This window comes from Thioalkalivibrio sp. AKL10 (genome assembly GCF_000381845.1).
Classification (GTDB): Bacteria; Pseudomonadota; Gammaproteobacteria; order Ectothiorhodospirales; family Ectothiorhodospiraceae; genus Thioalkalivibrio; species Thioalkalivibrio versutus.
Genome location: NZ_KB907144.1, coordinates 408,774 through 435,755, shown reverse-complemented (window position 1 = coordinate 435,755; position 26,982 = coordinate 408,774). Strand labels below are relative to the sequence as shown.

Annotated in this window: 28 protein-coding genes; 11 read left to right on the top strand and 17 right to left on the bottom strand. The window is 65.2% G+C overall.

Translation table 11 applies throughout. From position 1 onward, the window contains the following. Positions 1-64 precede the first annotated feature (64 nt). Entirely contained in the window at positions 65-1,579 is a 1,515-nt protein-coding gene (locus G333_RS0110765) for a GGDEF domain-containing protein (protein ID WP_019628466.1), read from the bottom strand. Positions 1,580-1,692: 113 nt separating this feature from the next. Then, complete coding sequence (locus G333_RS0110760; protein WP_018146192.1) at positions 1,693-1,926, bottom strand: hypothetical protein; 234 nt, start codon at positions 1,924-1,926, stop codon at positions 1,693-1,695. 137 nt (positions 1,927-2,063) lie between these two features. On the opposite strand from G333_RS0110760, the gene G333_RS0110755 reads away from it, so the two are divergent. The 5 genes from G333_RS0110755 (at position 2,064) to G333_RS0110735 (ending at position 6,730) form a co-directional block, all read left to right on the top strand. Continuing rightward, positions 2,064-3,380, top strand: coding sequence for a rhodanese-like domain-containing protein (locus tag G333_RS0110755; protein ID WP_019628465.1), 1,317 nt, complete (start codon positions 2,064-2,066; stop codon positions 3,378-3,380). A 221-nt stretch (positions 3,381-3,601) separates the two neighbouring features. Beyond that, complete coding sequence (locus G333_RS0110750) at positions 3,602-4,246, top strand: TetR/AcrR family transcriptional regulator (RefSeq protein WP_019628464.1); 645 nt, start codon at positions 3,602-3,604, stop codon at positions 4,244-4,246. Beyond that, positions 4,243-4,734: a DsrE family protein gene (locus G333_RS0110745; protein ID WP_019562695.1), complete on the top strand. Its 492-nt coding sequence runs from the start codon at positions 4,243-4,245 to the stop codon at positions 4,732-4,734. The genes G333_RS0110750 and G333_RS0110745 overlap by 4 nt, the downstream gene beginning before the upstream one ends. A 70-nt stretch (positions 4,735-4,804) precedes the next feature. After that, positions 4,805-5,305: a DsrE family protein gene (locus G333_RS0110740; protein WP_026340954.1), complete on the top strand. Its 501-nt coding sequence runs from the start codon at positions 4,805-4,807 to the stop codon at positions 5,303-5,305. Between the two features lie 384 nt (positions 5,306-5,689). Continuing rightward, on the top strand, positions 5,690-6,730 hold the full coding sequence (locus tag G333_RS0110735) for a GGDEF domain-containing protein (protein ID WP_018951277.1): 1,041 nt from the start codon (positions 5,690-5,692) through the stop codon (positions 6,728-6,730). Positions 6,731-6,872: 142 nt separating this feature from the next. Here G333_RS0110735 and G333_RS0110730 read toward each other — a convergent pair whose 3' ends face one another. Genes G333_RS0110730 through mscL form a run of 3 tightly spaced genes read right to left on the bottom strand, consistent with a single transcriptional unit; the run spans position 6,873 to position 9,083 of the window. Next, positions 6,873-7,640 (bottom strand): ABC transporter permease, encoded by a 768-nt coding sequence (locus G333_RS0110730; RefSeq protein ID WP_018951276.1) that lies wholly within the window; start codon positions 7,638-7,640, stop codon positions 6,873-6,875. After that, positions 7,637-8,605: a daunorubicin resistance protein DrrA family ABC transporter ATP-binding protein gene (locus G333_RS0110725; protein WP_018937927.1), complete on the bottom strand. Its 969-nt coding sequence runs from the start codon at positions 8,603-8,605 to the stop codon at positions 7,637-7,639. Before G333_RS0110725 ends, G333_RS0110730 begins: the two co-directional genes overlap by 4 nt. A gap of 55 nt (positions 8,606-8,660) precedes the next feature. Continuing rightward, complete coding sequence (gene mscL / locus G333_RS0110720; RefSeq protein ID WP_018937926.1) at positions 8,661-9,083, bottom strand: large-conductance mechanosensitive channel protein MscL; 423 nt, start codon at positions 9,081-9,083, stop codon at positions 8,661-8,663. 227 nt (positions 9,084-9,310) lie between these two features. On the opposite strand from mscL, the gene G333_RS0110715 reads away from it, so the two are divergent. Beyond that, on the top strand, positions 9,311-10,804 hold the full coding sequence (locus G333_RS0110715) for a plastocyanin/azurin family copper-binding protein (RefSeq protein ID WP_019628462.1): 1,494 nt from the start codon (positions 9,311-9,313) through the stop codon (positions 10,802-10,804). A 159-nt stretch (positions 10,805-10,963) separates the two neighbouring features. On the opposite strand, the gene G333_RS0110710 is transcribed toward G333_RS0110715, so the two are convergent. Both G333_RS0110710 and G333_RS0110705 read right to left on the bottom strand, forming a co-directional pair. Beyond that, a complete protein-coding gene (locus tag G333_RS0110710; protein ID WP_019562701.1) occupies positions 10,964-11,311 on the bottom strand; it encodes an antibiotic biosynthesis monooxygenase in 348 nt (115 codons plus the stop codon). A 262-nt stretch (positions 11,312-11,573) separates the two neighbouring features. Next, the gene (locus G333_RS0110705) at positions 11,574-11,876 is read right to left on the bottom strand and encodes a DUF3817 domain-containing protein (protein ID WP_019567719.1); all 303 of its coding nucleotides are present in this window, start codon (positions 11,874-11,876) and stop codon (positions 11,574-11,576) included. A gap of 109 nt (positions 11,877-11,985) precedes the next feature. Here G333_RS0110705 and G333_RS0110700 point away from each other — a divergent pair, with 109 nt between their 5' ends. Next, a complete protein-coding gene (locus G333_RS0110700) occupies positions 11,986-12,603 on the top strand; it encodes a class I SAM-dependent methyltransferase (RefSeq protein ID WP_019628461.1) in 618 nt (205 codons plus the stop codon). 38 nt (positions 12,604-12,641) lie between these two features. On the opposite strand, the gene G333_RS0110695 is transcribed toward G333_RS0110700, so the two are convergent. From G333_RS0110695 to G333_RS0110675, 5 genes are all read right to left on the bottom strand, one after another. Next, entirely contained in the window at positions 12,642-12,911 is a 270-nt protein-coding gene (locus tag G333_RS0110695) for a hypothetical protein (RefSeq protein WP_019628460.1), read from the bottom strand. Positions 12,912-13,083: 172 nt separating this feature from the next. Next, the gene (locus G333_RS0110690; RefSeq protein ID WP_019612534.1) at positions 13,084-13,518 is read right to left on the bottom strand and encodes a DsrE family protein; all 435 of its coding nucleotides are present in this window, start codon (positions 13,516-13,518) and stop codon (positions 13,084-13,086) included. Positions 13,519-13,858: 340 nt separating this feature from the next. Then, positions 13,859-15,493 carry a methyl-accepting chemotaxis protein gene (locus G333_RS0110685; protein ID WP_019628459.1) on the bottom strand — a complete coding sequence of 545 codons (1,635 nt, stop codon included), beginning with the start codon at positions 15,491-15,493 and terminating at the stop codon, positions 13,859-13,861. Between the two features lie 264 nt (positions 15,494-15,757). Beyond that, complete coding sequence (locus G333_RS0110680) at positions 15,758-16,390, bottom strand: hypothetical protein (protein WP_019628458.1); 633 nt, start codon at positions 16,388-16,390, stop codon at positions 15,758-15,760. A 69-nt stretch (positions 16,391-16,459) separates the two neighbouring features. Next, entirely contained in the window at positions 16,460-17,089 is a 630-nt protein-coding gene (locus tag G333_RS0110675; protein ID WP_019567723.1) for an alternative oxidase, read from the bottom strand. A gap of 236 nt (positions 17,090-17,325) precedes the next feature. Here G333_RS0110675 and G333_RS0110670 point away from each other — a divergent pair, with 236 nt between their 5' ends. Further along, positions 17,326-17,733 carry a rhodanese-like domain-containing protein gene (locus G333_RS0110670; protein WP_019628457.1) on the top strand — a complete coding sequence of 136 codons (408 nt, stop codon included), beginning with the start codon at positions 17,326-17,328 and terminating at the stop codon, positions 17,731-17,733. Between the two features lie 179 nt (positions 17,734-17,912). After that, a complete protein-coding gene (locus tag G333_RS0110665; protein WP_019628456.1) occupies positions 17,913-18,842 on the top strand; it encodes a hypothetical protein in 930 nt (309 codons plus the stop codon). A gap of 86 nt (positions 18,843-18,928) precedes the next feature. Here G333_RS0110665 and pyk read toward each other — a convergent pair whose 3' ends face one another. Next, positions 18,929-20,392 carry a pyruvate kinase gene (gene pyk / locus G333_RS0110660; RefSeq protein ID WP_019628455.1) on the bottom strand — a complete coding sequence of 488 codons (1,464 nt, stop codon included), beginning with the start codon at positions 20,390-20,392 and terminating at the stop codon, positions 18,929-18,931. A 294-nt stretch (positions 20,393-20,686) separates the two neighbouring features. Then, the gene (locus G333_RS0110655; RefSeq protein WP_019567725.1) at positions 20,687-21,271 is read right to left on the bottom strand and encodes an ion transporter; all 585 of its coding nucleotides are present in this window, start codon (positions 21,269-21,271) and stop codon (positions 20,687-20,689) included. A gap of 476 nt (positions 21,272-21,747) precedes the next feature. Here G333_RS0110655 and G333_RS0110650 point away from each other — a divergent pair, with 476 nt between their 5' ends. Further along, positions 21,748-22,395: an HD domain-containing protein gene (locus tag G333_RS0110650; RefSeq protein WP_018176429.1), complete on the top strand. Its 648-nt coding sequence runs from the start codon at positions 21,748-21,750 to the stop codon at positions 22,393-22,395. 414 nt (positions 22,396-22,809) lie between these two features. Here the strand turns inward: G333_RS0110650 and G333_RS0110645 are convergent, their stop codons facing one another. From G333_RS0110645 to G333_RS0110635, 3 genes are all read right to left on the bottom strand, one after another. Beyond that, positions 22,810-23,247 (bottom strand): GreA/GreB family elongation factor, encoded by a 438-nt coding sequence (locus tag G333_RS0110645; protein ID WP_019562710.1) that lies wholly within the window; start codon positions 23,245-23,247, stop codon positions 22,810-22,812. Positions 23,248-23,572: 325 nt separating this feature from the next. Next, positions 23,573-24,679 (bottom strand): SEL1-like repeat protein, encoded by a 1,107-nt coding sequence (locus tag G333_RS0110640; protein WP_019628454.1) that lies wholly within the window; start codon positions 24,677-24,679, stop codon positions 23,573-23,575. 259 nt (positions 24,680-24,938) lie between these two features. Further along, positions 24,939-26,735, bottom strand: a complete 1,797-nt coding sequence (locus tag G333_RS0110635) for an SLC13 family permease (RefSeq protein ID WP_038038295.1) — start codon at positions 26,733-26,735, stop codon at positions 24,939-24,941. 94 nt (positions 26,736-26,829) lie between these two features. On the opposite strand from G333_RS0110635, the gene G333_RS14885 reads away from it, so the two are divergent. After that, positions 26,830-26,979 carry an integrase core domain-containing protein gene (locus G333_RS14885; RefSeq protein ID WP_081618745.1) on the top strand — a complete coding sequence of 50 codons (150 nt, stop codon included), beginning with the start codon at positions 26,830-26,832 and terminating at the stop codon, positions 26,977-26,979. Positions 26,980-26,982: the final 3 nt, after the last annotated feature.

Sequence of the window (26,982 nt, the reverse complement as noted above, 5' to 3'; positions counted from 1 at the left end):
GATATTGCTCCACGGGTCTCCTGCGGGGTGTCAGGATTGTGTTCGCAGTCGGGGATTCCGGTCCCTACAACACGGGCATGCCTGCAACGGGTATGGGTTCGGCGGGGGCGATGATGATGCGGTCACGTCCGCCGTCCTTCGCGGCGTACAGGGCCTGGTCGGCGCGTCCCAGCAGCGAGTCCATGGTGTCGCCGGGGTGGAAGCTGGCGATCCCGGCCGAGCAGGTCTGGCCGTTGGGCATCGCGCTGCGCAGGCGTTCCAGCACGCGGCGGGCCTGCTGCGCATCAATGTGCGGGAATACCACCACGAACTCCTCGCCGCCAAAACGTGCCAGCAGGTCCGTGGGCCGCAGGATGGGGCGCCAGGCATCCACCATTTCCTGCAGCAGGGCATCGCCGGCTGCATGGCCGTGGGAATCGTTGAAGCGCTTGAAGTGGTCAATATCCAGGAATGCGAGGTTGAGCGGGCCCTGGGTGCGTTCGGCGCGGGCGATCTCGCGGGTTAACTGTTCTTCCAGGTGGCGACGATTGCCGGCCCCGGTCAGCGGGTCGGTACGCGAGAGGTTCTCCAGGCGCTTGGCCTGGTGCTGGGTCTCGCGCAGCAATCCAGCCATGCGGTACAACACCAGCAGGAACAGCAGGATGGAGGCGATCGCCGCAACGCGAATGATCTCCATCTCGCTGCCCGCCGTGAACAGGATCACCATCGGCACCAGGACGGACGCGGCGCCCAGCACGAGCAGACGCCGGCCGGAGAGTTCGGCGTGCGAGGTGTGTGCGCGCGGTTCGGTCTTGGCGGAAGGATGCCATGCCGCCGCCACGATCAGGGAATAGGCAATCAACCAGAAGGCATCGGTCAGTCCGCCCGCGGTGTACCAGCCGGTGGAGTTGCCGTGGGCGTAGAGCAGGTCGGCCGTCAGATAGGCGAGCATCCCCAGGAGGAGGAAGCTGTGGGCCGTGATGCCGGTTCGGTGGAGGAACACCAGGCGCAGGACCAGGGGCAGCAGGATCAGGTCCGCGACCGGATAGCCCGTGGATACCAGCAGTTGCAGCCAGGTCAGGTCGGGGTCGTAGGTGTAGGGTGCGATCAGCAGGGCCCACCCGAGCACCGCGGCCGAAATGCCCACGATCAGGGCATCCACAAACGCGCCGTCGTCGCGTGCGGTCTGGCTTCCCAGTTGCCACAGCGCGATGGCGAACAGCGGGTATACCGACAGGTAGAAGATATCCGCGGCTGAGGGGAAGGGTTCCAGGCCCTGCAGGTCGAGCCAGTACCAGATGCCGTGGCCGATGGCCGCCAGCGTCAGTGCGGTGGCGATCAGGCCCCAGGCGGTCGCGGCGAATGGCCTCGGCCGGCGCAGTGCGGCGATGCCGACAGCGAGGGCAGCGCTTGTGGTGCCCAGCACGTAGAGACTGCTGGCCAGCAGGCCATAGGGCAGGGCGACATAGGTTGCGGTCAGCAGGAGGCCAATGCCCAGAAGGACCTGCCAGGTATCCGGCCGAACGGCCCGGGCGCCGCGATGGTTTCCCCCGTCAGCGCAGTGCGTGTCGTCGTGCTGGATACTGGCCCATTTCCCCATGGACAATATGGTGACAGACCGATTGCGGGTTGTCCCGTTTCGGCATGCCTCTTGAGCCGCTCAGCCGGGCGCCACGGGCTACAAATAGCCGGTGACGCCCGTGTGAGGTCAGGTTACAGGCCGATCAGTTCGGCGTGGACACCGGTGGCGGTTACCGTGTCCAGCAGCTTGCGGCTGTCGACCCGTTCCGGATCGTACTCCACCACCATCAGGTGGGGCCGTTCGTCGTGACTGGAGGCGGCCATGACGCCGGGGAGTTCACGCAGGGTGTCCTGTATGCGCTCGCGGGCCGCGTGGTCGGTGTTTTCGTCGATGTGGATGGTGACATCCGCCATGTGATTGCTCATTGGGGGTTCCTTCGGCTGCTGGGCCGTGTGCCTTTACCCTGAATATAGACACTGTACGGGGTGGCTCAAACGGAGGCCTGGCCGGCGGCGGAACAGGGGGCTATGGTGGAGCGATGGACGCAAAAAGGAGAATCACGATGCGAGCGATCTGGCTGGGACTGGTCCTTGCCGCGGCAGGTAGTACCGCGCAGGCCGAAGAACTGACGGGCGACACGCTGCTAGAGGCCGCCAACGCCGAGATCACCAACATCGACAAGGAGGGCCTGCAGGAGTGGATCGCCAGCGAGCCGGACCATGTCGTGATCGACGTGCGCACCCGCACCGAGATCGAGCACACCGGCGGGCAGATCCGGTCCAGCGAGACGCTCAATATCCCGCGTGGCTGGATCGAGTTCGAGGTGCCCGGCGAGATCCCGGACAAGGACACCCCGATCGTCGTCTATTGCGGCCAGAACCTGCGTAGCGTGGCCGCCGCGCAGACCCTGCAGCAGATGGGCTACACCAACGTGCAGAACTACCCCGGCGGCTTCTTCGAGTGGCAGGACGCGGGCCTGCCACTGTACGTGCTGGACAAGGCACGCGACTCGTTCCTTTATGACCGGCCGCAGGAGGTGACCGATGGCGTTTGGTCCGCGATCGGCGCGACCCAGCCCTCCACCTACGAGAACTCCGGCCACAACAACAACCTGTCGTTCATCATCACCGAGGACGGTGTGGTGGTGATGAACGCCGGCGACAACTACCTGCTGGCGAAATCACTGCATGAGGAGATCCGGAAGCTCACCGACCAGCCAGTGAAATACGTGGTGCTGGAAAACGCCCAGGGCCATGCCATGCTCGGCATGACCTACTGGCAGGAGCAGGGCGCCACGGTGATCGCCCACAAGGATGCCTGGCGCGAGATCGAGGCCAACGGCCAGGCCAGCCTGGAGGGCGCGGCCAATCGTACCCGCGACAAGGCGTTCATGACCGAGCTGGGTACGCCGGATGTGACCTTCGCCACCCGCCTCGACCTGGACATGGGTGGCGAGACCATCCAGATCCGCTACCTCGGACCGGGCCATGCACCGGGCGATATCGCCATCTGGGCGCCCGCGCGCAAGGCGCTCATTACCGGCGACCTGGCCTTTCATCAGCGCATGCTACCGATCTTCGACTACACCGATACCGCCGGCTGGATCGAGACCTGGCACGAACTGGAGGCCCTGGATGCCGACTACATCATCCCGGGCCACGGCGAGCCGGTGAATGACTTCGACGTGCTGCGCCGCTACACCCACGACTACCTCGTGCATCTGCGCGAGGAGGTCCAGCGCATCCTCGACGAGGGCGGCACGCTGAACGATGCCTACAACATCGACCAGTCCGCCTACCGCCACCTGGACACCTACGGCGAGCTGCACCGCCAGAACGCCGGACGCGTCTTCCGCACCATGGAGTTCGAGGACTTCTGAACCGGAATCCGGGTGCGGTGACCCGGTCATTGCGAGCGCAGCGAAGCAATCTTCATCCATAACCCGGGCCGCCCATCCGCGGCCCGCCCCCCTCCAGGGTATTGATCGGGCCTGTGCAGCGCATGGGCTCGATCGTTTTTCCGCGATGTCTCGTGGCCGGCGTATGGCGTTTCGCATATGTTCGCGCTAGATTAGAACGAACGTTCGGTTCGGTTGTGGTGATGACGGAAAACCCAAAGCAATCGGTGCGCGGTGCCGCACTGCGCAAGCTCGTGCTGGATACCGCCTTGGAGCGGTTCAGTCGCGATGGCTATTTCAATACCTCCATCCATGACATCCGTCGCCAGGCCGGGGTCTCCATTGGCTCGATCTATCACCACTTCGGCAACAAGGAGGCGCTGGCCAAGGCGCTGTACGACGACCTGCTGCAGCGCATGGACGCCGGCCTGGCCGAAGTGATGGGGCGCGAGAGTGACTGCCGTGCGCGCTGCGACGGAATCATCGCGTTCCTGTTCGAGGCCGCGATCGAGGCCCCCCAGGCCATGCGTTTCGTGCTGGAGGCGCGCCACCGCGAGTTTCTCCCGGACGAGCCGCCGGTGTGTTCTTCGCAACCGTTCCAGCGGATGCGCGAGTGCATCGAGCAGGGCATTCAGAGCGGCGACGTTCGCCCGATGGAGGTGCCCGTAGCCGCCACCGCCGCGTTCGGTGGCGCAATCCGCCTGCTGCATTTACACCTCGACGGGGCTCTGGAGAGACCCCTGCCGCACTACCTGTCCGAGACCCAGGAGGCCGCCTGGCGCGCCATCGTCATGCCCCCCCCGGACAACCCGTACCCCGCTTCCACCCCTAAGGAGAGTCCCCTATGAAAATCGTCGCTTCCTTGTTCCTGCTGTTTGCCCTGTCCCTGTCTGCCTTGAGCGTCCAGGCCGATGCTCCCACCGATGCCCGGGCCCTGGAGGGTGTTGAGCAGGGTCGGGTGGTGTTCGACCTGAATAACAATGATCCGGAGATGCTGGCGCTGTACCTGATGGTGATTCGCGAGACCTTTGAAGACCTGACCGATCAAGGCGTCGAGCCGGACATGATTCTGGCGTTTCGCGGGCGGGCCGTGACCATGGTGTCCGAGGACCGAGAACGCTTCGATCTGACCGAGTTTGACCATCTCGACGCCATCGAGGAGCACGTGGCTGCGCTGAAGGAGAAGGGTGTTCACATGGAGTCCTGTGCCGTGGCCACCCGCCTGTTCGGGGTCGAACATGGCGAGCTGCTGCCCGGCATCGAACCGGTGCGCAACACCTTCGTCTCCCTGACCGGCTATCAGGCGCAGGGTTACGCGGTCATCCCGATCTACTGAGTCCGATTGATTCAGGCACCGAGTCCGGGCACAAGAGATCCGGACCTAAACCACGAAAGGAGGAGTATCCATGCGAAACCGAATAGTGATCCTGCTGGTGGCCCTGCTGCTGCCGCTCGGGCTGGGCTCGACGGCGGCCGCCGAGGGCCTGGACAACCGCGAGGCGACCCAGGGCATCGAGACCATGCGGGCGGTCTACGACATGCGCAAGTCCGACCCGAATGTGATGCTCGCCTATTTGCGTGGCATCGCCACCAACCACGAGAACCTGATCAAGGAGGGTGTGGAGCCCGATCTGCGCATGGTCTTCATCGCCGAGGCCGTCAAGTTCATCACCACGGATCCCGAGCCGGAGATCGCCATCGACCACGGCGACACCCTGGAAGAGATCGCGAAGGCCGTCGACCGCCTCGATGAGCTGGGCGTGAAGATGGAGGTCTGCGCCGCCGCGACCCGTGCCTACGGGGTGGACAACGACAAGGTGCTGGACCCGATCCAGCCGGTCCGTAGTGGCTTCATCGCCGTCATGGGGTACCAGAATCAGGGCTACGCACTGGTCCCCGTCTACTAGGAAAACGCTGACCAGCGTCTTCCTGGGTTCCCGCCGACCCCACACGGGTCATGTCTTGTCGCCGCAGGGATGCGGCGATTTTTTTGTCCTGCAAAGGGGCGTTGACATGGCCGCCAATCTGCGTGGATTGATCATTGCCTTCCTGGTGGATGGCGTCTCTATCCGTATGGATCGGCGCCGTTCATTCGAACTCCGCCGTTTTCTATTACCATAAAACTCCAATGTTTGGCGTTGCCCCGCAGGGAAACCTTGCAGGCGGGGTAGGGTCCGACATCCGCGTGATGCCGAAAGGCACCCTGCGTAGAGATGATTTCGCCCCGTTGGCGGCCCCGGATGATCGACCGGGGACGGTGGCGGCCCCTTCGACGAGACGAGATCAATGCCATGACCAGCGGTCGAGATCTGCTTGATGGGCTGGCCCACCTGACGGGCATACGCAATGCCCAGCGCTTGGAATATAGTCTGCTCAAGACGCTGGACGACATCTACGAAAGTGCCCGTATATGGGCGATTCAGCTCGATGCAGAAGGCCAGCCCCGCAGCCTGCATACCTTTGATCGCAAGCACGATGCCGTGATGACGGTGCCGTTCGACCCCAAGGACCAGCCGGTCCCTGATGGGTTGCTGGAGCAGGCGTTGGCAACCGGTCAGCCGGTTGCCGAGGCCGATGTGTCCGGTCGTCGGGTCTCGGTCTTTCCGATGTCCGGGCTCAACGAGTTCAGTATCTGCCTGGTGTTTTCATTCGATGACGACGATGCTGACGAGTCCCTGGATGCCCGCCTGGTCAAGAGCTTCCTTTCGGTGTATCGCAACTTCGTCAAGCTGATTGATGACGCCCAGACCGATGAGCTGACCGGTCTGCTCAACCGCAAGACGTTCGACGACAATTTTCGCGATCTCGCGACCCTGGAACGTAGTGTCCACCGGCCGGGGCTGGCGGAGGATCGTCGCCGGGAGCCCGATCCGGAAGAAACGCAGATCTGGCTGGGTGTGATCGATGTCGACGACTTCAAGAAGATCAACGACGGTTTCGGTCACGTGTATGGCGACGAGGTACTAATTCTGCTCGCGCGGCTGTTGCAGAAGAGCTTTCGCGAAAACGACCTGATCTATCGTTTTGGTGGGGAGGAGTTCGTGGTGCTGGCCGAGATCGCCGGTGCCGACCGGGCCGCCGCCACCTTCGAACGGCTGCAGCACGCGGTTGCCGATTATGTAGTGCCGCGAGTCGGCCGGGTCACAACGAGCATCGGCGTGACCCAGTTGCGCCCATACAAGACGGCCAGCGCCGTACTGGACGAGGCCGATCAGGCCTTGTATTACGCCAAGGCAAACGGCAAGAACCGGGTCTGTATGTACGACCGCCTGGTCGCCGAAGGCATGATTAAGCCCTCCAGGATTGACGTGGGCGAGATCGAACTGTTCTGACCACGCCGCTCGGTGCGGCCCTGCACCAAGGGGCTCGGGCGGCTTGGTCGGATGAAACGGCCGCTGGCGGTACCCCCGACCCGCGAGACCCTGGTAAATACGATTCAATGGTCTCCTGCGTACGGGGGTGCCCCAGGTTTCCCTAGCCGCGGGCGAGGCGGCGGTTGAGCGCGTAGACCGACAGCGGTGCGAAGACCAGCGCGATCGCCAGCGCCCAGGCGAGCGACCACAAGGCCGGTTCAAGGGCCGGACCCTCGGCGTTCATCAGGCCGCGGGCGGCATCTGCCAGCAGCGACACCGGGTTGGCCTGCACGAAGCCCTGCAGCCACACGGGCATCGTATCCACCGGCACGAAGGCCGAGCTGACGAAGGTGACCGGGAACAGCGCGGTAAAGCCGAACAGCTGCACGTGCTCCGGGTCGCGTGCGATGACGCCGACCAGCACCATCACCCAGGAAAAGGCCACGGCAAAGGTCAGCACCAGCGCCACCATCGCCAGTAGATGGGCCCACGAAGTCTCGAGGCGAAAGCCCAGCAGGAATCCGACGACCAGCAACAGGGCAATGCACAGCAGCTGCTTGACCACGTCCGCCAGGATGCGCCCGGCCAGCGGCGCCCAGCGCGGGATGGGCAGGGCGCGAAAGCGGTCGAACACGCCGCGGGTCAGGTCGGTGTTCAGGCCGTGGCCCACGTACACGGTAACGAACAGCATGTTCATTACGATGACACCCGGCAGCACGAACGCCAGGTAGTTCTCTGGCGAGCCGGCAATTGCCCCGCCGAATACGAACAGGAACAGCACCAGAAACAGGATCGGCTGGATGCTGTAGTCGCCCAGCTCCCAGGGGTTGCGCCGCACCTGCACCAGGCTGCGCCAGGCCAGCGCCAGGGTCTGATCGAGGGCCTTCATGGCGTGGCCTCCGCGTTGCCCGGCTCTTCGCGGCTGGCCCCGCTGCGCCCGGTCAGGGACAGGAACACATCATCCAGACTGGCGCCGCGCAGCCCTAGCTCCGCGACCTCGATGCCGGCGGCGTCCAGCTCTCGCAGCAATGCGGGCAGCAGGGCCGGGTCCGACACCGGTACGCTGATCGTTTCGCCCTCCACACGGGGCGGGGTGCCCACCATCGCGGCGACCCGCTCGCCGGCCGCCGCGGCCTGTTCCGCGCGAGCCACCATCAGGAACAGCGAGCGTCCGCCGACCCGGGCCTTCAGCTGTGCGGCGGTGCCTTCGGCGATCACGCGTCCGTGGTCCAGTACTACGATGGCATCGGCCAAGGCGTCGGCTTCCTCCAGGTACTGGGTGGTCAGCAGCACGGTTGTGCCGTCAGTCTGCAGTTGGCGGACACGCTCCCACAGGTCGCGGCGGGCCCGCGGGTCGAGGCCAGTGGAGGGCTCGTCGAGGAACAGGATGCGCGGGCGCCCGACCAGGCTGGCGGCCAGATCCAGCCGGCGCCGCATCCCGCCGGAGTAGGTCTGGGCCGGGCGCTGACCGGCCTCGCGCAGGTCGAAATCCTGCAACAACTCGTCAGCGCGGGCCCTGGCGTCACGGCGTTTCAGGCCCAGCAGGCGGCCGATCAGGATCAGGTTCTCCCGTCCGGTCAGCTTCTCGTCCACCGAGGCGTACTGGCCGGTCAGGCCGATGATCTCGCGCACCCTAGCGCCGTCGCGAGCCACATCGAAGCCGCCTACACGGGCGACCCCGGCGGTGGGCGTCAGCAGGGTGGCGAGCATACGCACCACGGTTGTCTTGCCGGCGCCGTTTGGCCCCAGCAGGCCCAGTACGTGGCCGGCCGGCACCCGCAGATCCACGCCGTCCACGGCCCGCGTGCCGCCAAAGTCGCGCACCAGGCCTTCCACTTCGATGGCGTTGTCCAAACTCGTCTCCCTGTTCGATGCCCTTGCTGAGACGCCGTCTGGCCGTACCGGTTCCTCAGCGTGTCCCCCAGTCACCTTGCCGCACCTTCAACAGGTCGCGGATCTCCGTCAACAGTTTCTCTTCGTTGCTGGGTGCCGCGGGTTCTTCCGGCTTGGCCTCTTCCTTGCGCTGCAGGCGGGCGATCCCCTTGATGGCGGCGAATACCACCACGGCGATAATCAGGAAGTCCACCACGCGCTTGATGAACAGTCCGTAATTGATCGTGACCGCCGCCACGCCGTTCTCCGCCTCGCGCAGCACGATCGCGAGTTCTCCAAAGTCGACCCCGCCGATCAGCAGGCCGATGGGTGGCATCACTACATCGGAAACCAGTGAGGACACGATCTGGCCGAACGCCAGCCCGATGATGACACCCACGGCCATGTCGACCACGTTGCCGCGCGCCACAAACTGCTTGAACTCGTTCACGATGCCCATGGCCCTTCACCAGTCGATGGATGCTGCTAGATCTATAGGCCAGCGCCGGCGCGGTTGCCATGGCAGGGCGAAGGGGGGAGACCGGAGTTTGCGCGGTGGGCACGTCAGTTTGAGTGCCGCGCCGTTGCGCTTGACGCGCGTGATTGTGCCGCGCGACGCTGTGAATAGATGCATGGTCTATAAAGGTTATAGCGGAGCGTCGTGGATCCGATCCAGAAGAGGGGGCAATGAAACGAACAGAATCGGCATATCCTTCGGCCATTGGCCGTAACCCACTGGGTGGACATTTCGCGGCCGGGTTTGCCGTGGTCCTGTTGTGGTGTTTCGCCTCAGTGGCCCAGGCATCGACGGGCCCGGATTTCAGCGAACTGTTCGGCGACAGCGACTTCATCGAGATCATCGAGCGTGACGAGGGGCTGGAGACGCGGCCGACCGGGTATGTGCACCCGGATGCCGAGCCCGATCATGTGTTCCGCATTGATCTGGACGAGGGGCAGGTGCCGATCGGGCAGGGCGTGGTCTACGACGGCTTCCTGATCGACGGGAAACTGCCCGGGCCAACCTTGCGGGTGACCGAGGGCGACATCGTGCGCATGGAGATCACTAATAGCGGCGATGTGATGCATGGCGCCTCGATCCATGCCGCCTATACCCAGACCTCGAAGCACGTCGGGCACATCCTTCCCGGGCAGACCAAGTCGATCACCTTCCGCGCGACCACACCGGGGGTCTTTATGTATCACTGTGCCCCGGGTGGTCATGCGATCCCGATGCACGTGATGTTCGGGCAGTACGGCATGATCGTTGTCGAGCCGCGCGACGAACCCTACAAGCTGGAAGCCGACCTGGGGCAGGAGCCGGACCTGAAGCTCTATATGCTGCAGCACGAGCTGTATGCCAGTGGCAAGGAGGCGGTGGAAGGCGACGCCAGTTACACCGCGTTCAACGGCCAGCTGTTTCGCTACGTGGAGAACCCGATCCCCGTCCGTCCGGGGGACTACGTGCGCATGTACTTCCTGAATGTCGGCCCCAACCTCCTGTCCACCTTCCATATTGTGGGCATCCTCTGGGACTACGTGTACTGGCAGGGGCATCCCGAGGCACTGTGGCCCGGCGGGCAGACGATAACCGCGGGCCCCTCGGACTCCTGGGTGATCGAGTTCCGAATCCCCCCGGAGGAAGGCGTCTACACGATGCTGGATCATGGCGTCGGGGCCACCAGTCGGGGTGCCATTGGGCTGCTGGACGCCCGAGCGGACGCGGAGACCTCCTCCGAGATCCTGGCCGAAGGCCCCTCGCACGAGCCGGCAGAGCGTGCGGAGCGGATCGGTGAAGCCCGGCGTGTCCTCGCGCCGTTCGGCATTCCCGACGCCGACACCAACCCGGTACCCGCCCGGGCGGATCGTCCGGTCCGGTTCGGGGCGGATGTGGACGAGGTCGTGATCGAGATGAAGGGCAATTCCTTCTACCCGAAGGTGGTCGAGGTGGCGCCGGGCACCAAGATCACCTGGGTGAACGAGGATGTCTTCACTTATGGTCTTGGGGAGACCTCGGGTGCGCACAATGCCGTCGCCATGCGCGGCCCGCAATCGTTCGCTACGGCGATGCTGGGCCACGCCGAGAGCGACAGCGTCACGCTGACCGAGCCGGGCACGTATGACTACATCTGTGCCCCGCACCCGTACATGGAAGGCCGCATCATCGTGCGCGATCCTGGGTAGGTCAGCGCTGAGTCAGGCCATCCTGGCCCTCTCGGAGCACGGGGGCTGCAGCGTGCAGTAACAAAATGCCAGCCCATCAGTGTTTCCTGAACACTCGGCAGGTCGGCTGGACGCGGCCCGATCGCGATCGAGCCGCGTGTGACGGGTTGGTGGCGAGGATCAGGCTCCGTGGGCGCTGCGGGAGTCGTCCGGCGCCTGGTCGCGGTCCTGCATGCCGTAGTCGCGCACGACCTCGGCCACGCGCAGGCGGTAGTTGGCGAAGATGCCGCCGCGCCCGGCCGCCTGCACCTGGCGGTGTTCCTCGAGGTTGCGCCATTCCCGAACGGCTGCTTCATCCCGCCAGAAAGACAGTGACAGCACCTTGCCCGGCTGGCTCAGGCTCTCGAAACGCTCGATGGAGAGGAATCCGTCGACGTCCTTCAGGTGCTCGCGCAGACTCGCGGCCGCATCCAGGTAGTCCTGCTTGCGTTCGGCGTGTGGTTCCACTTCGAAGATTACGGCGATCATGGTGGGCTTTGGTATGGGGATGAAGGGCCGATTAGACCACGCGAACGTCGGTTCTGGGGAAGGCATTCAAGGGACGAGTGGCCAGTCCGATTCATCGAGGCACACCTGGGGCCGTCATCCCGGACGCCGCGCAGCGGCGATCCGGGATCTCCGGCGCTGGGGCAGTCGCTGACGTAGGAGATCCCGGCTCTGCGCTTCGCTCCGGCCGGGATGACGAGCGGGGGCTGCAGGCGGCTGGGTCGTGGCCCGTGATGATTGGGCGTCAGGCCGTCCTGGCCGCGCTTGCGTTGGAGATTTCGCGCCGGATCAGGTGGTCGACGTAGAGAAAGCCGAAGGGCACCACCCCAAGGAACAGGACCAGCAGCCATTTCCAGACTGGCCACCCGCTCAGGTGGCTGGCGATCAACGACGTCGCGCCATAGACGATGAACAGGATGCCGTGCACCCAGCCCACGTAGGTCACCGCCAGTGGCATATCCGCGTAGGTGCGTAGCGGCATGGCGACAAAGAGCAGGGTGACGAGGGAAATGCCCTCGACAATGCTGATCAGGCGGAAGAATTTCATAGGGCTGGCCCGGCGGCATGGGAATCGGCGCGGAGGGTAGCACACGGGGCCCGAACGCCTGATATCCTTCCGGTACGAGAAGCCTTTGCTCCGGTAACCAGGAACCCGCATGAGCACCAAGCCGCACTGGGAAGACGTCTACCAGACCCGCGCCACCGATGCGGTGGGGTGGTATCAGGCGGAGGCGCGGACGTCGCGGGCCCTGATTTGGGCGGTGGCGCCGGCCCCCGATGCCGCGATTGTCGATATCGGTGGCGGTGCCTCGGTCCTGGTGGACGAGCTGCTGGCAGAGGGCTATCGCAACCTGACGGTGCTCGATCTGTCCGGGGCGGCGATCGAGAAGGCGCGCGAGCGGGTCGGGGAGCGCGCCGCGGCGGTCGCATGGCAGGAAGCGGATGCACTGGAACACGCGTTTCCGGAGGCAGCGCTTGATGTCTGGCATGACCGCGCGGTGTTTCACTTCTTGATCGCCGCGGATCAACGGGCCCGATACGTGCAGCAGGTGCAGCATGCCCTTCGCCCGGGTGGGCATATCGTAATCGGGACCTTTGCGCTGGATGGCCCGGAAAAATGTTCCGGCCTGCCGGTGCAGCGGCTTTCCCCAGAGACCCTGCAGCACGCGTTCGGTCCGGGTTTTGCGCTGGTGAAGTCGCAACGCGAGGTCCACGTGACCCCGGGCGAGACCGAGCAGCCGTTCAACTGGTGCGTGTTCCGCAAGAACGACTGATCCCGAGTGCTCCACGTTCAGCGGTGCCGCCGCGGCGATCAGCGGCGTTTGAACTCCGCGGCATGGGCCTTGGCCCGGGAGCGGATCTCCTCGAAAAACAGTGCCTCCCAGCGGGTGTTGCGTTCGTCCCTCGACAGGGCGTTGTCCTGCGACTCGCGCTTGAGGCGCTCATCCGCTCCCGTCTCCGCAGCGTCCAGGATCTGCTTGAAGCTCTCCTGTGCCGCGGCCGCCTTCGGGTCGATCCCTAGGCGTTGCAGGACATCGGCCAGCAGTGCCCCGCCTTTCTTCCACTTCGACCAAAGCCTCATAAGTGGCCCCCTGGGGTTCGTTTGGAACGGCCCGGTCCCATGCGTGACGGGCTCGGAGCCTGGGCTCCGCCAGACAACAAACAGTGTACCCGGGCGCGCCTGCAATGGAATCCGGCCGTCCAAACGGAAAAGGCCCTCCGAAGAGGGCCCCGTCAGCATCGAAAGCGGGCGATCAGTTCGAGAAGAAGCGCACGTTCGGATCGGCCATATAGGCACCGACTTCTTCCGGGTCGGCCGGGGTGATGCCGTCAAGCAGGTCGGCCTCGGTGTAGTCCGTGTTCGGCAGGAAGATGGCGCAGGTCTCAACGGTGGCGCCGTTGTTGAGCAGGTTCATCATCAGCTGCTGTGCGTTCCGGTCGGCCGGCTGCATGGTGGCGCCGTCGAAGTCTTCGGTCGCCATCGTCGCGGCGGGACCGCACAGCAGGACGCGGATCTCCTGACCCTGACGCATGCTCTGGTTGGCCAACACCATGGACATGAACTGGGTGTGGTCGTCGGCCGAGGTGACGCTGACGAACAGCTTGGAGGGCTCATCCGCCTGCGCAACTGTGCCGGCACCGGCGAGGGCGAGAAGGGCGGAAGCGGCTAGAGTCTTGATGGCTCGCATGGAAGCTCCTGATCGGTTCTTAAAGTGGAATGCCAGAATATAATCGTATGCTGATACTAAATGCAAAAGAATGCGTCTAGATCGCGTTTATCGGGCAACCCCCAATGGGTCCACCTTCGTCGGGTGGAGGCATCGCGGGCAACGTAAATCTTAGAGTGCGTTCGGCGGCTGGAGTTCCCGGTGCCCCGTGACGAGCCCCCACTTTTCGCATCGCAAGCTCGGATCGCGCGGCTGCTCCTGACGGATCCGTTTTTTTCGGATGCTTTCGTGCAAAGCGGTAGCCGCCCGCCTGGCAAGCCGGAGCCGAAGCCGAGCTCACGGTGCCCTATAAGCGTGGGGGTCAGCCAATGCGGTAGGCGGAGGCCAGGTCGCGTACGCGCGAGGCGATGTCCGCGACCTCCTGGCTGGCGGTGGCCGTCTGGCGGGCCCCGTTGGCGGTATCGCCGGTGATGTCATTGATGGCGTAGATATTCCGGTTGATCTCTTCGGCCACCGCGTTCTGTTCTTCCGCCGCGCTGGCGATCTGTGTGGTCATGTCGCTGATTCGGCCGACCGCTTGGACGATGGATTCCAGCGCTTGCCCGGCGCGTTCGGCGTCGTTGCTGGTGGCCTCGGCCATTTCGCGGCCGCGGCCCATCGCGGTGACGGCGTTGCGGGTGCCCGCCTGCAGCGACTCGATCATCGCCTGGATATCCGCCGTGGAGTCCTGCGTGCGCGAGGCGAGGGTACGCACCTCGTCGGCGACCACGGCGAAGCCGCGTCCCTGTTCGCCGGCGCGGGCGGCCTCGATGGCCGCATTCAGGGCCAGGAGGTTGGTCTGCTCGGCAATGCCGCGAATGACGTCGAGCACCGAGCCAATCTGCTGCCCCTTCTCGTCCAGGTTGCGCACGGATTCCTCGATGGTCGCGACTTCGCCCGACAGGCGTCCGATGTCGCTGACCACCGTGCGCACCACTTCGCCACCCGCGCGGGATTCCTGATCGGCTTCCTGGCTGGAGGACGCGGCATCGGAGGCATTGCGCGCGACCTCCTGCACCGTCGCGGCCATCTCGTTCATCGCCGTCGAAACCTGCTCGGTCTGCGAGCGCTGCTGGTCGATGTTCCCGTTGGTCTGGGTACTGACGGCGGACAGCTGTTCCGCGGCAGAGGCCATCTGGTCCGTCAGCGTGCGCAACTCGCGGATCGAGTCCTGGAATTGGTCGAGCATGCTGTTCAGGGCGCCTGCAGTGGCGCCGATCTCGTCGTCGGAGCGAACGTCGACCCGGCGCGAGAGGTCATGGTGCTCGGCGATCTCCGTGAGTGTCTCGCGCATCCGCGAGATCGGGAGTGCCACCGAGCGATACGTCCACACCCCGGTGACCACGACGATGATCAAGACCACCAGCATCAGCGCGCCGCTGCGCACCAGAACCTGGGTGTAGAACGCCGATACCCGCTCGGCTTCGGTCCCGGCAACATCGATCTGCAGGTCGACCAGCTGGGTAATCTGGTCGCTGATCGGATCGATGGTGTCGTACAGGGGACCGTTGAAGGCGTCGAGCTCGCCCTGGACATCGCCGGACATCCCGCCAAGAGCCCCCTCCAGACGGTCCAGGTGGGCGTTGGCTGCGCGGAACAACCCGCGGGCACCATCGGCCAGTTCCTGCTCACGGGGCGTCAGGGTCGTGGCCAGGTAGGCGTCCCAGATCTCGGCGATCTCCTCTCGTGCCTCACGGACGTCGGCGAGTGCCTCTTCCGCCGTCATCCGTCCGGCGTCCGCCTTGTTGACCGCATCGATGACCAGCACCGCATAGTTGTCGGCGATGGTCTTCAGCTGCTGCAGGGGCACGACGCGGTCGTGATAGATGTTCTGCACGCCCTCTTCGATGTTGGCTGTGCCGCGGGCGGCCAAGGCCGCCAACAGCAGGAGCGCGGCCACGGGTACCACGATGGTGATGACCAGCTTGGATCGAACGGAGAGCGAGCGGAAATTCATGGGCGGTCCTTGTGTGGCCAGTATTGGGAGCAGCCCGCAACCTCGGGCCATGACCACAGTAAACGGCCTGGCCGGCCAAACCTTGAGGTGGATCACCCGTTGCGACGTCCGCTAGAGTCCGCTGCCAGCCGGTTCGAACGGGTGTCGGGCCTGCGCGGTTGGCGGCGTACTTGCCGGGGGTTCAGCGGCGTTTTCTGCGGGGCCGACTGACGAAGCAAAAGGCAAGGTTTGAACCCGAAGGTCGCGAAGGTCTCGCGTTCTACTTCATCTCGCGGACGGTCCGGACGACAGGGTCTCGCGGATGCGCCGCACGTCGCGCACATACTCCAGCATGGCCGTCATGGCATCGGCGAACAGGTAGGCCGCGAACAGGACCATCCCGCCCGCGAACAACCCGGCGAGGGGCCAGAGGATCGCCGTCAGGAGGGCCAGTCCCCAGCTCGCCGGTTCCACCAGCTCGGCTTCAAGGCCGAACGCGGCCACCGCGGTGCCCGCAAAGGGCTCCACCGCCGTCAGGGAGATGACCGACAACGCCAGCGCGAGCAGCACGAAGGCAATCGCCAGCAGCTCGCCGACCAGCCGTGTGCAGACGACAACGCAGGTGATGGCGGGATAGTCCCGCGTCGCCAGCGTGCCCAGTGCGCGGGCCCTTCGCCACAGGAGCACGACCCAGGCCAGCACTGCAACGGCAAAGAGGGCCTGCAGCAACACCAGGGATGCGACCGGCCAGGGCACCTGCGGCGTTTCCTGTGCCAGCGTCCAGAGCGTCACCGATGTCAGTAGCCCGCCCAGGCCCGTCAGGACCGCGATACCGCGCAGTCCCCATCCTGCCAGCCGCTGCAGGGGGAGTGCGCCCTCGGTCCCGCCGGTTGTCTCGTCGTTCACGGCCGTCTCCATGTCGTTCGCATACGGCCACACGATAGTGCCCGAAAACCGGCCCCGTCAGGTCGCGGGAGAGCGCCCGGGTCAGTCCTTCTTGCCGAGCAGGTCGGCGAAGCCGTGGTTGACGTCCCGGTGGCCTGCCTCGTCGGCGCGTACCGCGCGGATGACGTCGGACAGGCGGGCATCTTCCGGAAGGTTCCAGTACTGGATCGCGCGTGCCGGCGCGGCGACGTTATCGAGCCCGCCGGACTCCACTTCCTCCAGGTACTCGGTGTAGCTGACGACCGCTTCCTCTTCGAAGTAGCCTACGATCCGGTGCGCCGTACGCGACGAGAGGATGTAGATCATAAAGAACAACGTGTAGAAGAAGCCCTGCGCCAGGATGATCAGGAAGCGCTCCAGCCAGTTGGGCGAGGTGATCTCGATGAAGGTGAGCAGGTGCATGCGCTCGTTCTCGGCCTCGTCCATCAGCGTGCGGATCCAGCCGTGGTCATCCTCCATGCGCCGCAGCGAGCGCAGGTGCTGCAGCGTGGCGCCCACCATGCCGGGGACGCCCGCAACCGTCTCCAGGACCACGGCGCGGTGTCCGTAGCGCCGGGCAAAGAAGGTGTCGGCGAAGAATCGCATCAGCGAGGTAAAGCCCCGTGCGACGCGGTCGGAGAAATCACGGGGTTCGTGGTGGCGGCTCAGGTCGATATCGTGGTCGTTCGGCATGCTGCCCCTAACGCTGATCAGTGCGCCGTTTCAGGCGGCAGGTATCCATGGAGCATAGAACCCGCCGTCTGAAATGTCGTGGGGCCGCTTCACAGAGCGTGAAACCTCAGGCATGACAGAAGCCCGGACCGGGTTTCTGATGTCCAATGTCGAGGTTGTGGATCGGGCGGTGCAATCGGGGGAACCGGGAGCCGAGAAGGCGGCCTCAGAGAGAGGCGAACATCAAAGGAGAGCGCATGGCGAACGAAACGAGCAAGCCGCAGCTGGAGATCAGCGTGAACGCGGCGCGCGAACTGGTCGATATCGGCCTGGCCGTGTTGCTGGATATCCGTCAGCCCTTCGAACTGGAGCTGGAAGGCGCGGTAGAAGGTGCCGTCCCTGTGCCCCTGTTCCGCCTGAAGCAGCTGCTGGGTCGCGAGCTGTCCGAGGAGGAACAGGAACTGCTGGATGCGGACGAGCCGGACGAGCGGGATTTCCAGCACTTCATCTCCCTGATCAACCGCCACCACGTCACCCAGGACCAGATCCTGCTGTGCCTGTGCAATAGCGGCCGCCGCAGCCTGCGTGCCGCAGAGCTCCTGCGGGACCTCGGGTATGCACGCTGCCTTTCCGTCCGGGAAGGTTTCCGCGGCTGGACCAGCTAGGGAGACACATGATCCATGGGCATGTTCGCCAGTGCTGATCGCTGATATGGGCTATCTAAGGAGGTGAGCGGGGGCGATTTCGCCTCAATGGTCACCGCGTTTCGGGCCCTGACCCGGGGCCGACCCCGTCATGACCGTCAACGGGCGCCGGCCGGGTGATTCTACGGAGGGGCGCTGCCATGCTGCGACTGCCGGCCGTTCCGTTTGCCCACCAATCCTGGTGCTGCCGACTGCACATCGGCACGCTTGTCGGGTTGGTTCTGCTTGTCGGAAGCCCTCTACTGGCGCATGCGGATGGCGCCGAAGACTGGCTGGCCGCCATTGCCGAATCACCGCTGGGCGAGCCGATTGCCGTTACCTCCACTGTGCAGGGCGGCGTCGTCGAGGGGGCGGTGCACGCCCGGCTGCCGTATTCGTTTGCGTTGGTGGCCAGTGAGCTGGAAGCGCTTTCGGCGTGGTGCGAAATCACCGTCCTGCACATCAACATCAAGAGCTGCGTCTACCGCGAGGGGGCGGACGCCTTGCTGCACCTGTACGTGGGCCGTGCGCGTTACGAGCAGGCGGAGTATGCAGAGCGTGTGGAGCTCGTCAGGCGGTCGGCCCAGATGGGTGAGGACTGGCTGCTGATCGAGCTGGAGGGCGATCGTGGGCCCTACGGAACCCGGGATTACTCCATCGTCGTCCACGTCGTGCCGCACGACACGGGGACCCTCGTCAACCTCGAGTATTCGTTGCGCTTCGGGGTGATTGCCCGGCTGGCCGCGCTCGTCTACCTCGCCACCGGGGGACGCGAGCGGGTGGGTTTCACCGTGGTCGGTTACGAAAACGGCGAGCCACAATACATCGGCGGCCTGGAAGGCATGATCGAGCGCACCGTCATGCGCTTCTATCTTGCACTGCAGGCCTGGCTCGACGTCCGCGACCGGCCGGCTCAGGAGCTCCTTTTGGCCCGCCTGGAACGCTGGTTCGACCTGACCGACGAATACCCGCGCCAGCTACGCGAGCTGGACCGCGAGACCTACCTCGAGCAGAAGCAACGCGAGTACGCGAACCAGCAGAGGCTGCAGGATGCCCCACCGCCCCGCCGGCGCATCCTGCCCCTGGACTGACGGGCTATCCGAATCCCCCTGTCCTTGCAGCTCGGACAGGAGGCGGGTGTCGTGTTCTTCCGTCTTCGGCCGCACGGGGGTGTGGGTCAGGGGTGCTCCGGTGCGTTGGTGTATTCCTGGCGGGGACGGTCGAGTTCGAGCAGTTCCAGGCGGTGGTTGCCGGTCGGATGGGGCCCCGAGGGGCCCTGGACGAGGAGGGCGAGGCCGTCGTCGATGCCGTGCTCGGTGAGCCACTGGCGCGCGAAGTCGTTCCAGTCGGCGCGGTCCTCGGCGACATCCACGGGGTGGACACCGTAGGAAAACTGCAGGCCCTGGGCGGTGGCCGGGTTCGGGGTGAAGGCGGCGATCCAGCAGGGCAGGCGCAGTCGCGCGATGCGCCGGGCGGTGGCGCCACTGGCCGTAGGCGCCAGGGTGACCCGTGGCAGGCGCCGCTGCGCGGTGTGCAGTACGCTGCGCGCGATGAGGTCGACGGCTCGGTCAAGACCTGCCTCGTCAGGGTCGTCCGGGCCGTCGGCGCCGATGCCGCCGTCGCGTTCCGGTTCGATGGAGCGGGCAATGGCCGCCAGCATCGCCACGGCCTCCACCGGGTACAGCCCCATCGCCGACTCGGCGGAAAGCATCACGCAGTCGGTGCCGCCGAGGATGGCGTTGGCGACGTCGGTGGCCTCGGCGCGGGTAGGGCGGCGCGAGGCGACCATGGACTCCAGCATCTGGGTGGCGGTGATCACCGGGCGGTTGTGCCGGTTGGCGCGTCGGGTGATGCGCCGCTGGGCGAGGGCAATGCGCGCGATCGGGATCTCCACTCCGAGATCCCCGCGTGCCACCATGATGCCGTCGGCGGCTTCGAGGATGCTGTCGAGCTGCTCCAGCGCGGCGGCGCGCTCGATCTTGGCGATGATGAAGGGGGCGTAGTCCAGTGCTTCTGCCGCCTTGCGCACCGCAAGGATGTCGTCGCCGTCGACTACGAAGCTCTGGCTGACCGCATCCACGCCGTGTTCCGCTGCAAACCGCAGCCATTGGTGGTCTTCCGTGGTGAAGGCGCGGATGCCGAGATCGATGCCCGGCAGATTCAGGCCCTTGCGCGAGCGCAGTTCTCCGCCGGTATGTACGCGGCAGATCACTTCGCTGCGCTCGACCGTCACCACCTCCAGCTCGATGAAGCCATCGTTCAGGAACAGGGCATCGCCCGGCTGCACCGCCTCCGGCAGGCTCGCGAACGACACGCTGACCCGCGAGGCATCGCCAATGCAGTCCTCGGTAGTCAGGGTGATGGTCTGGTCGGGGTGCAGTTCGATCGGCTCTTCCGCCAGTTCGCCGATACGCATCTTCGGACCCGGCAGGTCGCCGAGGATGGCGACGCGGGTGCCGGTCGCATCCGCGACGTCGCGGATGCGACCGATCAACTCGGCATGGTAGGCGGCATCGCCGTGCGAGAAATTCAGCCGAGTTACATCGAGCCCGGCCAGCATCATGCGCCGCAGCGTCTCTGGTGAATCGGACGCGGGCCCAATGGTGGCAACGATCTTGGTCTTCTGCGCGGGAAACGGCATGGGCGGGTTATTCATCCGGGCGGTGTCTTAGAAGGGTAGACCGTACCGCGGATACCTGTCGCCGTGTCCGTGGCATGTCCATGTGCGGCCGCTGGGATCGGTAGACGGCCTTCGTAGACGACCCTCAGTGCGATGCGTCCGCTTTAATCGTGGCGTAACCCTGTCGGAGCAGTGATAGCGGCCCGTTGAGTCGAACGTTCGGACCATCGGAACAACATGGGTGTCCTCTTATTCCTGGTCCTGGAGCAAGAAGGATGAGGGAGATAACAGCACAACCCATCGAGCGGTTTCCGTTTATTCGTTCATGTCTTCGCGCTTTGAGCGCTCCTCCTGACGTCGCTTGCGAATGGTGCTGGACTTTATGAATGGCAGGAGTTTCAGCAGCCCCGTAACAAGGCGTGAACGATAGTACTCGACGCGTACGATGAAGCGGACAGCCCAGTGTTCCTTACCCAACTTTTCCTTGGCCTCTGTTATCGCGGCACTGCTGCCGGCATTGCGGACGCTGGCCAGACGGAACAGTTCAATCTGTCGGAGCAGGGCCGTGTGTCGCAGCAGCGGCAGGGGGCGGAGAAGTCGGATCAGGCGAGTGGATTTGAGTATCTCGTGAAGCAGTGGAAAGGAGAAGATGATAATCAACACCGATAGCCAGTTTTCTTTGGTCGTCTTCCAGCGGTCATGCGAGATGGCCATGTAAAAAGCATACTCGACCACGAACACTGCCCAGATCAGCCAATCGGCGACCGTGATCAGGGGGTGTTCCACGTCTAACCAGTAAGTGATCGTCAGCGGCGCGGTCAGTATGGCGGCAATGATGACGGCAGCGGTCAGGTAATTGCTGAGTGATTCTTCAAGCGCCGATTCAAGCTTCAGTCGCACCGGCTCCCTCCCGCTACCCTGAGTGGCCGCCTTCCAGCGCACGAATGGCAATGGATAACGTCACGCCAGGGATTCGTGCCTTTGCATGGCGCGTTCGTCATCAACACAGACTGTTCGCCACCATAGGCCGAGGTCAGGCTGGCGTCGGTACGGTGCCAAACAGAACGGTTTTGCGGCTCTTTGCGGCGGAAAATCCGGCCTTTTCCAGCAGGGCGAGCGCCGCGGCTGACGCCAGGAGCCCGTACCGCTGGGGTCGGTGAAGGCCGGCTGCAAGAAGATGGGGATCTCTTCTTCCGGCTGAGGGGGTACCACTAGCTCCGCCATGATCGGAAGGAGGGGCAACAGGCAAGGTCGACCCCATGCCATGCGCGCACCCAATAGCGTGACGCACTTGACTGAGACCGGCGCCGTAACGTGGAGCTCTTCTGATTCGGTTTCTCTACAATACCCGGCATCACACCCTTCCGGATCAACCCATGCAGCTGGAACAACGCGCCCGTTCCTTCGCCATTGCCGCGCATGCGCGCGTCGAGCACGTCTGCCGGTATACCGGCGAGCCCTATATCGTGCATCCGGCGCGGGTTGTGGAACTGCTGCGTTCGGTGCAGCACACCGAGTGCATGCGGGCGGCCGTCTGGCTGCAGGACACCATTCGGGATACCGGGGTAAAACCGGAGACCCTGGAGCGGCTGTTTGGCGCGGAGGTCGCAGAAATGGTGGTGATGATCAGCGACGTGAGTCATCCGGAGGACGGCAACCGGGCCCAGCGCAAGGCGATCGACCGGGCGCATCTGGCGCGGGCGACGGCCCCGGCCAAGACCGTGAAACTGGCCCAGCTGATCGATCTGGCCTGTACCGTATTCATGCATGATCGTGCCTTCACCCCGGTGTTTGTTCGCGAGAAGGCGGCCTGGCTGGAGGTGCTGGAGGGCGGCGACCCGTTGCTCTGGCGCCAGTTGCGGGATCTGACACCGGCCATGCACCCGGAAATGGCGGACAAGGACGCCGATTGGCGTCGAAACTGCCCCTTCGCACGGCGCTCTCCCCTGCGCCGGTACGATGTCGCAGTGGGGCGTGGTATTCGGGAAGGATCCAGCAACCAGGACACGGCTGCGGCCGGGTGAAGCGACAGTCCGAGCCGCGCAGGAACAGGAACCGGTCCCCATTATCGCGGTCGGCGGCGGATTGGTTCTAGCGCGAGTCTTACACCGTCCCCAGCAGCGTTGGCCTCACTCGCCGGGGACACTCGCGGTGCTCGTGCCGAACGGGTGATGGACTAACTAACTGGAGGCTCGGCCTTGCGCGCCTCGGGAAGTAAGGAGGGGTCAGACCTGGTCTTTTCCTCTGCCTTCACCACAGGAGCCAAAGGCAAGGTGTGACCCCATGCCATAGCGGGAGATGCCGCATTGCCGTCTGTCTGCGAGCAAGTTGGCCATTTTCGTCCCTAAATTGTCCGTTTAAGGCCATCTGTGGGCCTGGAAACCGCTATAACCGAAAGTATTTCAGGCTCTTGTCGTGGTCCGACCCCGTCGCGCTTGTCAGCCCTTTTCCGGATCGGCTTCATCCGGGTGTTGCGGTGTCCGCTCGTCGGCGCGAAGTATGTTGACCACCATGAACCGCAGCCGGCTCCGCAGGAGGGAGACCTCGGCGGTCCCGTTCCGTTGGAGCCCCAGCAAACGTGCGCCAAGCGGCGACAGGATGGATATCTTCGCCTGTTCGGGTCTCGCGTCTTCCGGCTCGCAGAGTTCGACGACAAACGTCTCCTCGGTTTGCAGATCCAGTAGTTGTACCCGGGAGCCTACTCTGGCGATGGGCTCCCCGCGGGTTGCTGCCGCTTGGCTTCCATCGTCGAGCTTCTCGAGAAGGCAGGCGAGTTCCATCGGGGTGCCGATAGCTCCGCAGTAGTCCTTCCGGATCCATTGATGGGTTCGGGTATCGGCGGCTGGCCGAAGGTAATACGGGTTGTTGCGCGCCACGGTCGCATCTCCTGATCAGAAACAAGAAGAAGGGGGTTGGCCGGGCGCACGAACGAGGAAACGGCGCCCGGCCTAAGCGAGAGTTCTCATGGCGTTTGGGACTCCAGACCGAGTATTGCGGGGGTTGTCGTTACGAAAGCCGGATGCTAGACAGCTCCCTCGACAAAGGCAAATCCGCACGAATAGTGGTAGTTATCGTGTGCGTATGAGAGTCCGGCGTTCCCGGCTCAACAGGATGGTGCCTGTCCCTTTCATTCTCGTTACAACCGTGCCGTGGCCTCGCATCGCCAGGCGCAAGATGCGGGATCGGCGCGTGCGTGCTCGCCTATCGAGTGATGGGCGGACCGAAGGGCTCGGTCTTGCGCGTCTCGGCCTCCGCGCGTTGCTCCGGGGTGAGTTGCTGGTGGATGTAGTCGCGCGCCTCGGCCGCCGGCTTGTGGCCCTGATCGGCGGCGCGCGCGAACCAGACCCAGGCGGCGACATAGTCGACCTCCACACCATGGCCGTCGGCCAGCACGATGCCCAGGTTGTACTGCGCCGGGGCCAGGCCCTGCCGGGCAGAGGCTTCATACCAGCGCGCTGCCGCCGACTGGTCCCGGGGTACCCCCAGGCCTCGATCCAGCAGGACCCCAAGGTTGGCCTGGGCCTGGGGGTGGCCCGCTTCGGCCGCCGCCCGGTACCAGTGAGCAGCAGCTTCCATGTCTTCCTTTGTGCCCTTGCCATCGCGGCAGAGATTCCCCAGTTTCGCCGCGGCGTCGGGGTCCCCGGCCTCGGCCGCCTGCTGATACCAGCGGACAGCGGCGGTCAGGTCCGCGTCCACTCCATCGCCCTGTTCCAGGGCGAGGGCGAGATTGAAGGCCGCGTCCCGGTGGCCCGCGCTGGCGGCCTGGGCGTAGTACTCCACTGCGGCGGTTCGATCCCGCTCGCAGCCACTGCCTTGTTGGTGGGCGACCCCAAGGCTGTTCAGGGCATCGGGATCGCCGCGTTCCGCGGAGCGTTTCCACCATTGGACGGCCTCGGTGGCGGCGGCGTCGCCGCCCTGGTTGAGCAGCAGAACCGCCAGATTGTTCTGTGCCGCGACGTGTCCTGACTCGGCCGCGCGGCGATACCAATGCCGGGCCATCTCGGTATCCGCCGGCTCTGCCTTCTCGGCCATCACGCCCAGGTTGAAGCTGGCATCGCTTAGCCCCTGTTCCGCGGCCTGTGTCCAATACTCGCGTGCACGCTCTGGGGCCGCCTCCAGCCCCAGCCCCTCCGCGTAGAGGATTCCCATGCCGAGCTGCGCCCAGGCCGAGCCACCATCGGCGCGGGCCTCCCAGATGTCCCGGGCGGCCTGGTAGTCGCCCCGTTCGAAGGCGAAAAAACCCTCGCGGTCGGCGCCGCCCGGACTTTCGGGGGGCAAGGGGTTGGAGGATGAGATGGGCGTGTCCATGGCTGATGCGCTCGGTGGCAGGTGACAGCCCGAGGATACAGGCCCGGATGCCTACCGCAAGGCACAGCACGGAACATCGTCGGGGTTGCACGGCTCGCCACCCATTCGCCCGGCCGAGCCGTTCGGTCATGGCCCGTCTCCAGCCCGGACCTTGGCTCTTGGGGAACTACGATCCGGCAGCGACCGCTCGATGCTCAGTACCTTGTCGAGGTCCGCACGGGCCATGCGTGGCTGGCCCCGCTAGCCTCTCTACAACCTTTTAGGGCGGCCAAATCCACAGGATCAGCGGCACGGCAGTCACGATGACGATCAGCGACAGTGGCAGTCCCATGCGCCAGTAGTCGCGGAATTCGTAGCCACCGGGGGCCATGACCAGGGTGTTCGACTGGTGCCCGATCGGCGTCAGGAAGGCGCAGGACGCGCCCACGGCGACCGCCATCAGAAACGGATCCGGGGCCGCCTCCATCGACCGGGCCAGCGCGATCCCTACCGGCGCCGCCAGCACTGCCGCGGCGGCGTTGTTGACCACGTTCGAGAGCAGCATCACCACGACCATTAGCAACGCCAGCATCACGGCAGGGGAGGCGGCTTCGCCCAGCGCGAACAGGCCATCGGCGATCAGCTGCGAGCCGCCGGTCGTCTCCAGCGCCCGACCCACCGGCAGCAGCGCCGCCAGCAGTACGATAACCGGCCACTCGATCCCGCGATACACCTCGCTCGGCCCGATCAGCCCGACCAGCACCATCGCCACCGCGGCCCCGACCAGCGCGGGCGCCGCCGGTACCCAGCCCAGCGCCACCGCGCCCAGCGCCAGCGCAAACAGGCTGCTGGCGAGGATCACCTTGCGCGGCCGGGTGATGCGCAGCCCGCGCGAGGCTAGCGGCAGGCAGCCGAGCTCGCTCAGGGCGGCGGGCAGTTCCTCCTCGCCGCCCTGCACCAGCAGGATGTCCCCGGCGCGGAACCGCACCTTGTCCAGGCGCTCGCTCAGGCGCACGCCCTGGCGCGCAACGGCCAGCACATTCACCGCGTAGCGCTGGCGCAGTTCCAGGGCGCTGGCCGTGGTCCCGACCAGGCGCGAGCCGGGCGTGACGATCGCCTCCTCCAGTGCCAGTTCGCCCAGCGCGTTCTCGCGCTTTTCACCGTTGCCTTCCTGCTCGGCTTGCTCTTCCGCCTCCTCGACCCGCGCCTCCAGCTCCATCTCGGTCACGTCCAGCAGCGTCTTCAGGCTGTCGGAGTCCGCCTCGACCAGCAGGATGTCGTCCGCGCGCAGCACCTCGTAGATGGCGGGCATGGGCTCGCGGCGTTCCCCGCGGACGAGTCCCACCACGACCACCTCGGCCTCGCCGCGCAGCTCGCGCATCAGCTCGTAGACGGTGTGGCCGACATAGCGGTTGCCCTCCGGCACCCGCACCTCGGTCAGGTAGGCGCTGATCTCGAACAGCTCGCCGCTGGCGGCCGGGCGCTCCCGCTGCGGCGTCAGCCGCCAGCCGATCAGTGCGATGAAGGTCACGCCGACCACCGCGATCCCAAACCCCACCGGGAGGAAGTCGAACATCGCAAACGCGGTGCCCGTCGCCTCCGCGCGGTACTCGGCGATGATGATATTCGGCGGCGTGCCGATCATGGTCAGCATCCCGCCCAGCAGCGAGCCGAACGCCAGCGGCATCAGCAGGAACGCGGGCGAACGCCCGCTCTGGCGTGCCATCCAGATGGCCACGGGCATCAGCAGGGCCAGCGCGCCCACGTTGTTCATGAACCCCGAGGCCAGTGCCACGACCCCCGTGAGGGCCGCCACCTGCACCCAGGGCTGGTCACCCACACGGGTGAGCTGGCGCGCCACCGTGTCCACGACCCCGGCGTTCAACAAGCCCCGGCTCAGCACCAGCACTGCAGCGACCGTGATCACCGCCGGGTGGCCGAAGCCGGAGAACATCTCGCGAAACGGGACCAGCCCGAGAAAGGCCGCTGCCAGCAGCGCCCCGATCGCCACGATGTCGTAGCGCCAGCGGTTCCAGACGAACAACGCCAGGGTCACCGCTAGCAACCCGAAGATCATCCACTGCTCGGCCGTCACTCACCGCTCCCTCGGGTGTCCCTTTCACCCAATGTAGGGCCTTCGCGGGTTACGTGCACCGTTTTCGGCGGCAAGCGTGCGGTGCATCAGAAACGGCCAATGGCACACCGAGCAGTGGCTGCAGGACTACAACGAAACCATCCCCCACGATTCGCTGGGGGACCTGACGCCGGTCGAATGCCGGCAGCTACACCACCCGGAAACCTCTGGTTATGCGTGGACCTAATCC